The following is a 12,981-nucleotide window of genomic DNA, read 5'->3' on the forward strand; positions in this document are numbered from 1 at the left end:
GTGCGGTGAGGCGGCTTCAGTCATCGCGAGCAGGCTCACTCCCACAGGGGATTTGTGCACGACATAGATTCAATGAGGCATTCAAACTCACCTCAAATCCCGCAGAGTTTCCGCAGCAGCGCGGTATCCAGATGCTTCTCCACCAGGTCCGCCAACCGTTCGATATCGCGCTCACGCAACCCGTGATAATCCACGTCCTGCACTTCCTGCAAACCCGCCCAGCGCAGCAACGCGCTACACGCCGCCGGGGATTCAAACAGACCATGCAGGTACGTGCCCATAATCTGCCCGTCAGCACTTTGCGCACCGTCGCAGCGACCGTCGTCCAGCTGCACGACGGCGTTTTCCAGCGCCAGTCCGGTGGTCACGCCGGCATGAATTTCATAGCCGCTGACCTCGGCATCTTCCAGCACCAGACGACCGCGCACATTGCGCAATTGCTTCTCTTCTTCGAGCTGCGTTTCGAACGCCAGCAACCCCAGGCCGGCACTGGAACCCGGCGCGCCTTCGAGGCCCAGCGGATCATGTACCTGCTCGCCAAGCATTTGCAGACCGCCACAAATCCCCAGCACCTTTCCGCCGTAGCGCAAATGACGACTGATCGCCGCATCCCAGCCATTGGCACGCAGATACGCGAGGTCGCTGCGCACGCTTTTTGAACCGGGGAGGATGATCAGGTCAGCCGAAGGGATCGCCTGGCCGGGGCCGATAAATTGCAGGTTCACTTGCGGGTGCAGGCGCAGCGGATCGAAATCAGTGTGGTTGCTGATGCGCGGCAGCACCGGCACCACCACGTTCAACACCTGGTCTGCCTTGTCGGTCTGGCGCTGATCGATGCCGTCCTCGGCTTCCAGGTGCAAATCCATCACATACGGCAGCACGCCGATCACTGGTTTGCCGGTACGCGCTTCCAGCCAGTCGAGGCCCGGTTGCAGCAACGCGAGGTCGCCGCGAAAACGGTTGATGATGAAGCCTTTGACTCGCGCCTGCTCGGTCGGCGACAGCAGTTCCAGCGTGCCCACCAGATGGGCGAAAACCCCGCCACGATTGATGTCGGCGATCAACACCACCGGGCAATCCACCGCTTCGGCAAAGCCCATGTTGGCGATATCGCCGGCACGCAGATTGATCTCGGCGGGCGAACCCGCGCCCTCGACCATCACCACCGGATAGGCAGCGCTCAATCGTTGATGGGAGGCCAGCACCGCTTGCATGGCGATGGCTTTGTAGTCGTGATAGGCGACGGCGTTCATCGTCGTGACCGCGCGGCCATGGATGATCACCTGGGCGCCGGTGTCGCTGTTGGGTTTGAGCAGCACCGGGTTCATGTCGGTGTGCGGCTCCAGGTTAGCCGCCTGAGCCTGCACTGCCTGGGCGCGACCGATCTCGCCGCCGTCGGCGGTCACGGCACTGTTGAGCGCCATGTTCTGCGGTTTGAACGGCACCACACGCACGCCCTGACGCGTGACCCATCGACACAGCGCCGTCACCAGCGTGCTTTTGCCGGCGTCGGACGTGGTGCCCTGCACCATCAACGTCGTCATTGGGTTTCCTTGTCGTAGGCCACAAATGCTTGCTCGAGACGCTGCCAATCCGCTTCATCGCCAGGCAAGCCGAAACGCAGGCTGCTGTTGTGGGCGAACAAGCGCAGCAAGATGCCGCGCCGCGCCATGAAGTCGTGAAGGACTTCGGCGCGCTCGGTGATCAGCCATTGAAACAAGGCGCAGCCGCCCTGAGGCTGAAAGCCATGCTGTTCGAGCAACCGCGCCAGGCGCTCGCTCGCCGCTTCGCTGCGCAGGCGCTGCCGGACGTGGCCTTCGGTGTCCAGCAGACACGCCTGGCCCACCACGCGGGTCGGCCCGCTGACTGCCCAGGGCCCGACCTGCTCGGCGAGCAATTTGAGCAACTTGCGCTCCGCCAGCACAAAGCCCAGCCGCACACCGGCCAGACCAAAAAACTTGCCAAAAGAGCGCAGCACGATCAGGCCGACAAGGTGAGTAAAAGGCGCCAGACTCAACATCGGTGTGTTGTCCATGAACGCCTCGTCCACCACCAGCCAGCCACCGCGTGACGCCAGTCGGGCATGCCAGTCGAGCAGACGACTCGGGGTCAGGCTCAGGCCCGTCGGGTTGTTGGGATTGACCACCACCAGCACGTCCAGGCTGTCGAGATAGAAATCGACCTCCTGCTCCAGCACTTCACGCACGATATAGCCGTTGCGCCGCCACGCTTCAGCATGTTCGGCGTAACTGGGCGACAGCACGCCGACCTTGCCGGCGCGGCGCAAACGCGGCAACAACTGGATGGCCATCTGCGAACCGGCGACCGGCAGCACCTGGGTTGTGCCGTAATAGTCGCAAGCGGCCTGCTCCAGACCGTCATCGGTTTCGGGCAATCGCGCCCAGGCCCGCAACGGGATCTCAGGGATCGGGAACGGCCAGGGCGCGAGGCCACTGGACAGGTCCAGCCAGTCGGCTTCTGCAATAGCGTATTCGAGCGCTGCCTTGCGCAAACGGCCACCGTGCTCAAGCATAGAATTCAGCTCCCACGCAGAGGATCAGCAACCATAACCATACCCCGCGCTGGACCAATTGCCAGCCACGGTCGATGGAGTCGGCATCCGCCGGCACGCCCTCGCCCAGTTGCGGTCGTTGATGCAGTTCACCGTGATAGATCGCCGCCCCGCCAAGTTCGACGCCGAGCGCGCCGGCACCGGCCGCCATCACGGGGCCAGCGTTCGGGCTGTCCCAGGTCGGGCCCTGGCTGCGCCAGCATTTCAACGCCAGTCGGGTTTTGCCCAGCAGCGCGTAGGTCAACGCCACCAGCCGTGCAGGAATGTAGTTGAGCACGTCGTCGATCTTCGCCGCCGCCCAGCCAAAGCGTTCGAAGCGTTCGTTGCGATAACCCCACATCGCGTCCAGGGTGTTGCTCAAACGGTAGAGCACCACACCGGGCGCACCGGCCACGGCAAACCAGAACAACGCGGCGAACACCGCATCGCTGCCGTTCTCCAGGACGGATTCAGTGGCGGCGCGGGCGACTTCGGTTTTATCCAGTTCGCTGGTTTGACGGCTGACCAGATAGCCGACCCGTGTGCGCGCTTCAACCAGATCATCACTGCGCAGGGCCTTGGCCACCGGCTCGACGTGTTCACCGAGGCTGCGCATGCCGAGCGCGCAATAAAGCGCGAGGATCTCGACGATCCAGCCCACGTAAGGCGCCCAGGACAATGCCGTGGCCAGCAAGGTCAGCGGCACGACGGCGATGACCCAGGCAGTGACGCCATGGCTGCGCCAGCCGCGCCCTTCATTGTTGAAACGTTGTTCAATGCGATCGGCAAAACGGCCGAAAGCCACCAGCGGATGCCAGCGTTTGGGCTCACCCAGCAGCGCGTCCAGCGCCACTGCGGCGACACTCAATAACGCCACACTCATTGACTCACTCCCCAATAATTTTCATACAGCAACTCACTGAGCGGACGCGCCTGCGCCCACCCTTCGAGCACCAGCATCGGCGCTGGATAGAATTCCTTGACCGGCCCAAGACAAAGCACCGCCAACGGCTTGGCCCCGGCCGGCAACCCCAGCAGATCCGCCAGCGCTTGCGGCTCGAACAGTGACACCCAGCCCATCCCCAGCCCTTCGGCGCGAGAGGCCAGCCAGAGGTTCTGAATCGCGCAGGACAACGAGGCCATGTCCATTTCCGGCAAGGTGCGACGCCCGAAGATATGCCGTTCGCGATCATCCATGAGCGCAGCGACCAGCACCTCGGCGCAGTCGTTGATGCCTTCGACCTTGAGCTTCATGAATTCGTCGGTGCGCTCACCGAGGGCTTCGGCGGTGCGGATGCGCTCCTCTTCCACCAACGACTGGATCTTGCCGCGCAGGGCCCGGTCGCTGATGCGAATGAAACGCCAGGGCTGCATCAGGCCGACGCTTGGCGCTTGATGCGCAGCTTCGAGCAAACGCCGCAGCAGCTCGGGCTCGACCGTGCCGCCGCTGAAGTGGCGCATGTCGCGGCGTTCGGCGATGGCTCGGTAGACTGCATCGCGTTCGGACTGGCTGAATGCGTTGTCGGTCATGGCCTCTTCGCGAGCAGGCTCGCTCCCACAGTGGAAGGCGTGCTGTCTGCAGAAACACAGTCACCTGTAGGAGTGAGCCTGCTCGCGATGGCGGCCTCAAGTTTTGGCGCAAACAATGCGGCTATCGCTGACGGATTCGACGGAAAATAGAAGTGCACATAAGAGGCCGTCATCCGCCCCTCACGATAAACCGCCTCAGCCCCACGCCCGCCGTTCGGGCTCAGGCCCCGAGCGATCGGCTCAAGCTCGGTGCTGGTCAGCGAATGGTGATAGGTGTGGCCACGCAGCGAACCTTCCGGCAGTTCCACCGCTTGCAACGCCAATGCCGCCAGACGCTTTTGCATCATCGCATCGCCTTTGAGCAAGCCGACCAGCTCAGCGCGCGTGCCTTCGACGTCGGTCAGCGAGTCCAGCAGATACAGCATTCCGCCACACTCGGCCAGCAACGGTTTGCCGGCAGCATGATGCGCGCGGATCGCGTCGAGCATCGATGTGTTCCGCGACAGCGCCACATGGTGCAATTCCGGATAACCGCCTGGCAGATAAAGGCTGTCAGCCTCCGGCAATTGGCTGTCGCGGATTGGCGAGAAGAACGACAATTCGGCGCCCATGGCCCGCAGCAAATCCAGGCTCGCGCCGTAGGTGAACGCGAACGCCTCGTCACGGGCCACGGCGATGCGCACGCCGGCCAGCAAAGGCTCGGCAACGATTATTTCAGGTGCCGCGAACTCCACGGGCGGTGGCAGCGCCACGTCGCAACTGCTGGCCAGTGATTCGGCGGCCGCATCGAGGCGCAGATCGAGGTCATTCAACTCACTGGCCTGAACCAGACCGAGATGGCGACTCGGCAATTCGATCCCGGTTTCCCGCGACAAGGCGCCGTACCAACGCAAGCCTTCGGTCAGGCTACCTTCGAGCAATTGCGCGTGACGCAATGTGCCGACGCGGTTGGCCAGCACCCCGGCAAACGGCAAGTCCGGTTGATATTTGGCCAATCCCAACGCCAGCGCACCAAAGGTCTGCGCCATGGCGGTGCCATCAATCACCCCAAGCACCGGCACACCAAAGTGCCGTGCCAGGTCGGCGCTCGACGGCGTGCCGTCGAACAACCCCATGACACCTTCGATGAGGATCAGGTCGGCTTCACCGGCCGCTTCCCACAACAGCCGACGACTTTCCTGCTCGCCGACCATCCACATGTCCAGTTGATACACCGACGCACCGCTGGCACGTTCAAGAATCATCGGGTCGAGAAAATCCGGGCCGCATTTGAACACGCGAACCTTGCGCCCCTGATTGCGATGCAAACGGGCCAACGCGGCGGTGACGGTGGTCTTGCCCTGACCGGAAGCCGGCGCGGCGATCAGTACTGCCGGGCAATGACGTATGCTTTTCATAAAATAGTATTCACAGCTCGACGCCTTTTTGCGCCTTGATCCCGGCCTGGAACGCGTGCTTGATCACGCCCATTTCGGTGACGGTGTCGGCCAGTTCAATCATTTCCGGCTTGGCGCCGCGACCGGTGACGACCACGTGCTGCATCGGCGGACGCGCCTGCAAGTCAGTGAGCACCTGATCAAGGTCGAGGTAACCGTGCTTGAGGGCAATGTTCAGTTCATCCAGCACTACCAGGCCGATGGACGGATCGCGCAACAATTCACGGGACACCGCCCAAGCCGCTTCAGCGGCGGCGATGTCGCGCTGACGGTCCTGGGTTTCCCAGGTGAAGCCCTCGCCCATCACATGAAAACGCACCTGCTCCGGAAAGCGGCGGAAGAACAGCTCTTCGCCCGTGCTGTTGCGGCCCTTGATGAACTGCACCACACCGCACTGCATGCCGTGGCCCATGGAGCGGGCGAGCATGCCGAAGGCCGAGCTGCTTTTGCCTTTGCCGTTGCCGGTCAGCACCAGCAACAGGCCGCACTCGTTCGGGGAATTGGCGATGCGTTCGTCGATCACGGCTTTTTTGCGCTGCATGCGCGCCAGATGGCGTTCGTCACGATCGGGGGAATCAGTCATGGGGGAGCTCTCCGTTGAGGCTGGATAACGGCGGGCAGGCACAAGAATAGACGGCAAGAAGCCTGGCATCGCCCACCGTGATGCCGCTGGATGAATCAGGCCGGTCTCCGGGCTCATGAGCGGCGTTCGCCTGACTGCGCGCCTTCCCATGTCAGTCGACACAGTGGCTCAAAGCGCAGCTTTTCACTCATTTACCGTTGCGGGGGCAGCGCCGGGATCGTGCTGTTCATGAGTTGAACCAACGCACTCACCGGCTTCCCTGTTTCACTCTGTCGACCAAGGTCACAGAGCACCTGAAACAAGCCGCGAAGGTTAGAGGGTTGGGGGTGGAGCGTCAATTAAAGCCGGGTTGCCGCCCGGCGAATATCGGCCGCCGATCAAAAATATGACGCCAATCTTGTGCCATGCACGCCGCAATGATATCAAAGAGCCACAATCCCACATCACAATAACAAGGGTAAGCCACATGCAAGGCATGATCATCAGCAATCCGAAGCTGGAATTCCTGCGCCCGGTACTGGAGCGCTGGTTTGACTGTATCGACCGCTACAACGCGGTGCGCGGTGATAACGACACACCTTATTGGTACGACGAAAAAGCCAACCTTGGCCTGCTCGCTGCCGCGGCGTGGATGGCGGAAACGGTCACGCTGCAACAGACCCCGACGCGCAAGCAAACCGAAGAAGGCGAACGCAATGCTCGCGCGGATCTGTTTATCGCCTCCCCCGAGGAGCGCGCCTACCTCCAGGCCACTCAACGCTGGCCACGGGTCAACAACCTGAACCTGACGCAGGCATTGCAGGACATTACCTGCGATGCCAAACGTATCAGCTACGCCAGCGACCTGAAACTCGGCTGCCTGTTCGTGGCGCCGCAAAAGGCCCAGCAAAGCGCGACACCGGAAGAACTTCAGGACATGGTCGACGACCTGCAAAAGGAACACTGCTGCGCCGTGGCCTGGTATTTCCCTTACGCCTACCGCAAGTTGCGCAGCGAAGCCGGCAATTATCATCCCGGCATCGCCGTGCTGCTCAAGGAAGCCCGCGGCTGATGGGTTGAACCATCGCACCACTGATCTTCTCTATGATTAAGTCACTGCATTCATAGGGAAGATCAGTATGCGCAAGCCCCAGCTCGTTCTCGTTATCGCGCTCGCAGGAGGGCTCGCCGCGTGTGGTGATACCTCCAGCCTGCAAGTCACCGACGGCACCGGCCCGTCACCCAAGCTGCCCGAACCGAACAAAACCCTGATTCCGACGGTGAACATCGCCCCGGCGATCGGCTGGCCAGCCGGTGCAAAACCCACTGCCGCGGCGGGCACTCAAGTGGCCGCGTTCGCCGAAGGACTCGATCACCCGCGCTGGCTTTATGTGCTGCCCAACGGCGACGTACTGGTGGCTGAAACCAACGCGCCACCCAAACCCGATGACAGCAAAGGCGTTAAAGGCTGGGTCATGAAAAAAGTCATGAGCCGTGCCGGCGCTGGCGTCCCCAGCGCCAATCGCATCACCTTGCTGCGAGACAAGGACCATGACGGCATTGCCGAAACCCGCACGGTGTTCCTGGAGAACCTCAACTCGCCCTTCGGCATGACCTTGGTCGGCAATGACCTGTACGTCGCCGACACCGACCGCTTGCTGCGCTTTCACTATGAAAATGGCGACACGGCAATCAAGTCGCCGCCCATCAAAGTGGTCGATCTGCCAGGTGGCACGCTGAATCACCACTGGACCAAAAACGTCATCGCCAGCAAGGATGGCAGCAAGCTGTATGTCACCGTGGGTTCCAACAGCAACGTCGGTGAAAATGGCCTGGACAAGGAAGAAGGTCGCGCGGCGATCTGGGAAGTCGATCGGGCCACCGGTAATCACCGAATCTTCGCATCGGGCATTCGCAACCCCAACGGCCTGGCCTGGGAGCCGCACACCGGCGCCCTGTGGACGGCAGTCAACGAGCGCGACGAAATCGGCAGCGACCTGGTGCCGGACTACATCACCTCAGTGAAGGATGGCGCGTTTTACGGCTGGCCTTTCAGCTATTACGGCCAGCACGTCGATGTACGCGTCGAACCGCAAAACCCGGACCTGGTGGCCAAGGCGATCGCACCGGATTACGCGGTTGGCCCGCACACCGCGTCGCTGGGATTGTCGTTCGCCGAGGGCAACACACTGCCGGCGCAATTCAAGGAAGGCGCCTTCATCGGCCAGCACGGCTCATGGAACCGCGAGCCGCACAGTGGTTATAAAGTGATTTTTGTGCCGTTCGCAGGAGGTAAACCGAACGGGAAGCCGGTGGATGTGCTGACCGGGTTCCTTAACAAGGACGAGAAAGCCATGGGGCGGCCAGTGGGCGTGGTGATCGATCAGCAAGGGGATTTGCTGGTGGCCGATGATGTCGGGAACAAGGTGTGGCGCGTTTCGACCGCGAAGTAACTGCAATGTACGCATACCTGTGGGAGCGGGCTTGCCCGCGATGAGGTCGGCACATTCAACATTCATGCTACCTGACCCACCGCAATCGCGGGCAAGCCCGCTCCCACAGGGATCAGCGTTTGCGGCAGAGCGTCAGCCCATCACCCAATGGCAACAACGACAGATCCACCCGCAAGTCATCCTTCAAGGCACGATTGAGCGCCTGGATGGCTCGCGTGTCCGCACTCTCGGGATTGTTCTCCAGCACTCGCCCGCTCCACAGCGTATTGTCGAACACCGCCAGACCGCCGACGCGCAACAGACGCAATGCATGCTCGAGATAATTCGGGTAGTTGGACTTGTCGGCATCGATGAAGATCAAATCGAACTGCCCGGGCTGATCCAGTGAAGCAAGGGTTTCCAGTGCAGGCGCCAGACGCAGATCGATCCGCTGGCCCAAGCCCGCCTCCTGCCAGTAGCGCAGCGCGATGGCGTTGTAGTCGCCCGGAATATCACAGCAAATCAACGAACCGTCATCGGGTAACGCTGCGGCCATGCACAGGGCGCTGTAACCGGTGAACGTACCGACTTCCAGCACGCGCCTGGCACCCATGAGCTTGATCAACAAAGCGAGGAACTGCCCCTGCTCTGGCGCCACCTGCCAGCGAGCCATCGGCAGCGCCTGGGTTTCATCACGCAGGCGCTTGAGCAGCGGCGTTTCCCTCAGGGAAACGTCGAGCAGGTATTGATACAGGAAATCATCGAGATTGAGTGTGCGAGCGGTCATGACACCCTCCTCGGAGAGAACGTTATGGGTTGCGCGCCAAGTGCTCAGGCTGCAGAACGCGCTTGGCGCTCAGATAAGCTTTCTGCCAATAAGCCTTGGACAAGCTGTCAAGCTTCACGGTGCCGCCGGTGGCCGGCGCATGGACGAAACGACCTTCGCCGACGTAAATCCCGGCATGGCTGACCTGGGAACCGCCGTTGGTGGCGAAGAAAATCAGATCGCCGGTTTGCAGGCCTTCCTTGCCAACGTTGGCCGCCTGCATGGTGATCAACTCGCGAGTGGTGCGCGGCAGGGAAATGCCGGTGACATCACGGTAGACGTAGCCGATCAGGCCGCTGCAATCAAAACCCGAATCCGGCGTGTTGCCGCCCCAACGATACGGCGTACCCACCAGGCCGAGCGCGCGGAACAGCACGTCTTCCGCCTCGGGCGAAAAGGGTTGCGGATTGCCGAAGACAATCGGCGCCCGGACCACCACCGGAGCAGGCGGCGGTGCATGGCTGGCGCAGGCGCTGAGCAGCGCTGCGAAGAACATGAGTGCGAGGCGGGCCGACATAGTCATAAACAGAACATCCTGATCTGGCGGCGACTTTTTTCTGCCGAAAGGGCTGAAAAGAAAACCGCCTGCGCAGGACGCAGGCGGTTTGCCATCAATAATAGATCAGGATTCTAGCGCCTATGGGCCAAACTTCAAGTAAGACTTTAAGTTCGCCTTACAAGTTGTCCGTCTACTCCCTTGCGGAGAGACGTTTTGTCGCCACCGAGGTGGCGACAGACTGAATATTTACTTGCGCGCGGTGACCATGGTCGGGGCCATCGCGAGGGCGCGCTTGGCTTCGATGAAGGTCTTGCTCCAGTAGCTGTCGCCCAGGCTATCGACCCGGACACCACCGCTTTTGCGGCTGCTGGAGTGGATGAACTGATTGTCACCCAGGTAGATCCCGGCGTGACTGACACGACCGCGACGACCATTGGTGGCGAAGAACAGCAGGTCACCCGGCTTCAGCGCACCGCGAGCCACCAGCGGCGCGTCGACGTTGATCATTTCGCGAGTGGAACGCGGCAGGTTCATGCCGGCCTGTTCACGAAACAGATAGCCGATGAAACCGCTGCAATCGAAGCCAGCCTCGGAGGTGCCACCGAAACGGTAACGGGTACCGATCAGGGACATGCCACGTTCGAGGATGCTGTCGGCCAGAACCGGAAGCTGGTATGACTTGCCATCGGCGAAGTTTGCCAGTTCTTTATCGGTGGCCACGCCGTCTTGGTAAAGCTCTTCCTGGAAAAGAACGGAAGAAGACTGGGCGGTCATTGAATTTTTGAACTGTTGTTGTTGCTCTTGCTGGGACACTGGAGAGTGGGCAGCGCAACCGAACAACAGGGTGACGAGTGCGAGAGGCACGAGGGGTGCGAAGCGCTTTAGCATGGGCACGACCGTGGCTGATTAGTTGTGAAGAAGCCGCGACTATGCCCGCTATCATCCTCATTTGCAAATTCAATCGAACTTTATGTGACTTCCCGGTTTCGCGTAAACATCTAAGCGCTTAAGCCCCTTTTAGACGCCTGCGCAGCCTACAGCCTGTAGGAAAGCGCGTTTTCTGGCGCCTGAAATATGCCAAAACCCCAGCCAGGCTTGGGTTTTACCAGCCTAAAGTTTCTTTCAGGAACGGAATGGTCAGCTTGCGCTGAGCTTGAAGAGAGGCCTGATCGAGGCGCTCAAGCAGCTCGAAAAGTGCACTCATGCTGCGGGTGCCGCGAGTCAAAATAAAATGCCCGACCTCATCGGTCAGGTGCAGGCCGCGACGGGAAGCACGCAGCTGCAGGGCACGCAATTTGTCTTCGTCCGAGAGCGGACGCATCTGGAAAATAAGAGCCAGTGTCAGGCGCGATTTCAGGTCCGCCAGCTTGACCGGCAATTCCCGTGGCGAAGTCGAGGCCGCAATCAGCAGACGTCGACCGCTGTCGCGCAGACGATTGAACAGATGGAACAGCGCCTCTTCCCAATCCGCACGGCCGGCGACCGCCTGCAAATCATCCAGGCAGACCAATTCGTATTGTTCAAGGTTATCGAGGATCGAGATGCCGCGATCCAGCAGCTCGGCCAACGGCAGATACACCGCAGGCTCCCCCAGTTGCTCGAAGCGCAGGCAAGCCGCCTGCAACAGATGCGTACGCCCTACCCCGTCCTTGCCCCAGAGATAAATCAGGCTTTCGGTCCAGCCGGCATCGGCTTCGCATAGCCGCTCGACATAGCCGAGTGCAGCGGCATTGGCGCCTGGGTAGTAATTGATAAAGGTAGCGTCGTCACGCAGACGCACACCTAGGGGCAGCTGAATCGGTTTCATGCTGACTGAACAGTTCCAAAGGAACCGTTAGTGGCCTCTGTGTAAAGTTTGCGAAGTTTATACCCGTGAGGCGGGTCGCACAATGCGACAGACCATAAGCAAAATCAAAGGTTTGCGTTAGCGCCCGGGTTTTATGACAGTTTCTTTGGCGGGGGATGTGACAGCGGCGCAAGGGAAGCAGGTCAGCCCGGCATGAAACCGGGCCGCCCGCGACGGGTCATCAACGCACCTTACAGCTCCGGTTCGTCGACCCCACTGTACATATCGGAATCCTTATACAAATCATGCACATGGCGCACCAGAACCATGATGACCGCGGCCACCGGCAATGCCAGCAGCACACCGGTAAAACCGAACAGCTCGCCACCCGCCAGAATGGCGAAGATTACCGCTACCGGATGCAAACCGATCCGGTCACCCACCAACAGCGGCGTCAGCACCATCCCTTCCAGCGCCTGCCCGACCATGAATACCGCGACGATACCCAGCATGGGGTAAAGGTCACCACCGAACTGGAACAGTCCGGCAATCAATGCCGCGCCGATCCCGATGACAAAGCCCATGTACGGCACGATCGCCGCCAGGCCTGCGATCATTCCGATCAACAACCCCAGCTCCAGCCCCAGCAGCATCAGCCCGGTAGCGTAAATCACGCCCAACGCCAGCATCACCAGCAATTGCCCGCGAACAAACGCCCCAAGCACCTCGTGGCACTCGCCCGCGAGAATGACGACACGCTCTTCACGATCCCGAGGCAGCAAGCCGCGGATCTTGCCCACCATTACGTCCCAATCGCGCAGCAAGTAGAAACTCACCACCGGGATCAACACCAGATTGGCCAGCCAGCCGATCAATGCCAGGCCCGACGCTGTTGCCTGACTCAGCACCACCCCGACAATGTCGGTGGTCTGGCCCATGTGTTCGCTGATCGCCGCCTTGAGCTTGTCGAACTTCCAGAAGTTATCCGACAGCCCGAATTTCGACTGCGCCCATGGCAGTGCGGTGTGCTGCAACCAGTCGAGCATTTGCGGCGCCAGTTCATACAAGCGAAACAACTGCTTGGCGAGCATCGGCACCAACACCAGCAGCAGCGTCGTGAAGATCAGGCTGAACAGCGTGAATACCGCCACCACGCCCCAGGTGCGTGACAGGCCGGCCTTCTCCAGCCGGTCAACCAGCGGATCGAACAGATAGGCCAGCAACAACGCAACCAGAAATGGTGTGAGGATCGGATGCAACAACCAGACAAACGCGCAGAGCAGAACCACTCCACCCAACCAGAACCAACGCCGCGTATCGGCCATGTACCACTCCATATGCATCTATATAAAGAAAGAA

General features: G+C 60.8%; 13 protein-coding genes and 1 riboswitch. Of the genes, 2 read left to right on the forward strand and 11 right to left on the reverse strand.

What is annotated here, in order from left to right; genetic code table 11:
- Nucleotides 1-92: 92 nt before the first annotated feature.
- From HNR03_RS03945 to cobO, 6 genes are read right to left on the reverse strand one after another with little or no spacing between them, the layout of a single operon-like run.
- Nucleotides 93-1,544 carry a cobyric acid synthase gene (locus HNR03_RS03945; RefSeq protein WP_259151035.1) on the reverse strand — a complete coding sequence of 484 codons (1,452 nt, stop codon included), beginning with the start codon at nt 1,542-1,544 and terminating at the stop codon, nt 93-95.
- Complete coding sequence (gene cobD / locus HNR03_RS03950) at nt 1,541-2,533, reverse strand: threonine-phosphate decarboxylase CobD (RefSeq protein WP_259151037.1); 993 nt, start codon at nt 2,531-2,533, stop codon at nt 1,541-1,543. Before cobD ends, HNR03_RS03945 begins: the two co-directional genes overlap by 4 nt.
- Nucleotides 2,526-3,434, reverse strand: coding sequence for an adenosylcobinamide-phosphate synthase CbiB (gene cbiB, locus HNR03_RS03955; RefSeq protein ID WP_222585310.1), 909 nt, complete (start codon nt 3,432-3,434; stop codon nt 2,526-2,528). Before cbiB ends, cobD begins: the two co-directional genes overlap by 8 nt.
- Entirely contained in the window at nt 3,431-4,081 is a 651-nt protein-coding gene (gene bluB / locus HNR03_RS03960; RefSeq protein WP_222585309.1) for a 5,6-dimethylbenzimidazole synthase, read from the reverse strand. Before bluB ends, cbiB begins: the two co-directional genes overlap by 4 nt.
- Entirely contained in the window at nt 4,078-5,478 is a 1,401-nt protein-coding gene (locus HNR03_RS03965) for a cobyrinate a,c-diamide synthase (protein ID WP_259151040.1), read from the reverse strand. Before HNR03_RS03965 ends, bluB begins: the two co-directional genes overlap by 4 nt.
- Nucleotides 5,479-5,488: 10 nt before the next feature.
- Nucleotides 5,489-6,100: a cob(I)yrinic acid a,c-diamide adenosyltransferase gene (gene cobO, locus HNR03_RS03970; protein WP_090181682.1), complete on the reverse strand. Its 612-nt coding sequence runs from the start codon at nt 6,098-6,100 to the stop codon at nt 5,489-5,491.
- Nucleotides 6,101-6,180: 80 nt separating this feature from the next.
- Nucleotides 6,181-6,412, reverse strand: a riboswitch (cobalamin riboswitch).
- Between the two features lie 154 nt (nt 6,413-6,566).
- Here cobO and HNR03_RS03975 point away from each other — a divergent pair.
- Nucleotides 6,567-7,151: a hypothetical protein gene (locus HNR03_RS03975; RefSeq protein WP_259151041.1), complete on the forward strand. Its 585-nt coding sequence runs from the start codon at nt 6,567-6,569 to the stop codon at nt 7,149-7,151.
- 67 nt (nt 7,152-7,218) lie between these two features.
- Entirely contained in the window at nt 7,219-8,532 is a 1,314-nt protein-coding gene (locus HNR03_RS03980; protein WP_259151043.1) for a sorbosone dehydrogenase family protein, read from the forward strand.
- Between the two features lie 112 nt (nt 8,533-8,644).
- Here the strand turns inward: HNR03_RS03980 and HNR03_RS03985 are convergent, their stop codons facing one another.
- The 5 genes from HNR03_RS03985 to HNR03_RS04005 form a co-directional block, all read right to left on the reverse strand.
- Nucleotides 8,645-9,298: a class I SAM-dependent methyltransferase gene (locus tag HNR03_RS03985; RefSeq protein ID WP_259151044.1), complete on the reverse strand. Its 654-nt coding sequence runs from the start codon at nt 9,296-9,298 to the stop codon at nt 8,645-8,647.
- 22 nt (nt 9,299-9,320) lie between these two features.
- The gene (locus HNR03_RS03990) at nt 9,321-9,860 is read right to left on the reverse strand and encodes a C40 family peptidase (protein ID WP_222585304.1); all 540 of its coding nucleotides are present in this window, start codon (nt 9,858-9,860) and stop codon (nt 9,321-9,323) included.
- Between the two features lie 222 nt (nt 9,861-10,082).
- Nucleotides 10,083-10,724, reverse strand: a complete 642-nt coding sequence (locus HNR03_RS03995) for a C40 family peptidase (protein ID WP_222585303.1) — start codon at nt 10,722-10,724, stop codon at nt 10,083-10,085.
- Between the two features lie 214 nt (nt 10,725-10,938).
- On the reverse strand, nt 10,939-11,643 hold the full coding sequence (gene hda / locus HNR03_RS04000; protein WP_010456804.1) for a DnaA regulatory inactivator Hda: 705 nt from the start codon (nt 11,641-11,643) through the stop codon (nt 10,939-10,941).
- A 230-nt stretch (nt 11,644-11,873) separates the two neighbouring features.
- Nucleotides 11,874-12,947: an AI-2E family transporter gene (locus HNR03_RS04005; protein WP_222585302.1), complete on the reverse strand. Its 1,074-nt coding sequence runs from the start codon at nt 12,945-12,947 to the stop codon at nt 11,874-11,876.
- Nucleotides 12,948-12,981 lie beyond the last annotated feature (34 nt).

The sequence above is a fragment of the Pseudomonas sp. JAI111 genome, from assembly GCF_024809425.1.
GTDB lineage: Bacteria > Pseudomonadota > Gammaproteobacteria > Pseudomonadales > Pseudomonadaceae > Aquipseudomonas.

What these genes read in the sequence shown, in the direction of transcription:
- HNR03_RS03945 (WP_259151035.1), bottom strand. Translation starts at nt 1,544, where the DNA reads ATGACGACGTTGATGGTGCAGGGCACCACGTCCGACGCCGGCAAAAGC.
- cobD (WP_259151037.1), bottom strand. Translation starts at nt 2,533, where the DNA reads ATGCTTGAGCACGGTGGCCGTTTGCGCAAGGCAGCGCTCGAATACGCT.
- cbiB (WP_222585310.1), bottom strand. Translation starts at nt 3,434, where the DNA reads ATGAGTGTGGCGTTATTGAGTGTCGCCGCAGTGGCGCTGGACGCGCTG.
- bluB (WP_222585309.1), bottom strand. Translation starts at nt 4,081, where the DNA reads ATGACCGACAACGCATTCAGCCAGTCCGAACGCGATGCAGTCTACCGA.
- HNR03_RS03965 (WP_259151040.1), bottom strand. Translation starts at nt 5,478, where the DNA reads ATGAAAAGCATACGTCATTGCCCGGCAGTACTGATCGCCGCGCCGGCT.
- cobO (WP_090181682.1), bottom strand. Translation starts at nt 6,100, where the DNA reads ATGACTGATTCCCCCGATCGTGACGAACGCCATCTGGCGCGCATGCAG.
- HNR03_RS03975 (WP_259151041.1), top strand. Translation starts at nt 6,567, where the DNA reads ATGCAAGGCATGATCATCAGCAATCCGAAGCTGGAATTCCTGCGCCCG.
- HNR03_RS03980 (WP_259151043.1), top strand. Translation starts at nt 7,219, where the DNA reads ATGCGCAAGCCCCAGCTCGTTCTCGTTATCGCGCTCGCAGGAGGGCTC.
- HNR03_RS03985 (WP_259151044.1), bottom strand. Translation starts at nt 9,298, where the DNA reads ATGACCGCTCGCACACTCAATCTCGATGATTTCCTGTATCAATACCTG.
- HNR03_RS03990 (WP_222585304.1), bottom strand. Translation starts at nt 9,860, where the DNA reads ATGACTATGTCGGCCCGCCTCGCACTCATGTTCTTCGCAGCGCTGCTC.
- HNR03_RS03995 (WP_222585303.1), bottom strand. Translation starts at nt 10,724, where the DNA reads ATGCTAAAGCGCTTCGCACCCCTCGTGCCTCTCGCACTCGTCACCCTG.
- hda (WP_010456804.1), bottom strand. Translation starts at nt 11,643, where the DNA reads ATGAAACCGATTCAGCTGCCCCTAGGTGTGCGTCTGCGTGACGACGCT.
- HNR03_RS04005 (WP_222585302.1), bottom strand. Translation starts at nt 12,947, where the DNA reads ATGGCCGATACGCGGCGTTGGTTCTGGTTGGGTGGAGTGGTTCTGCTC.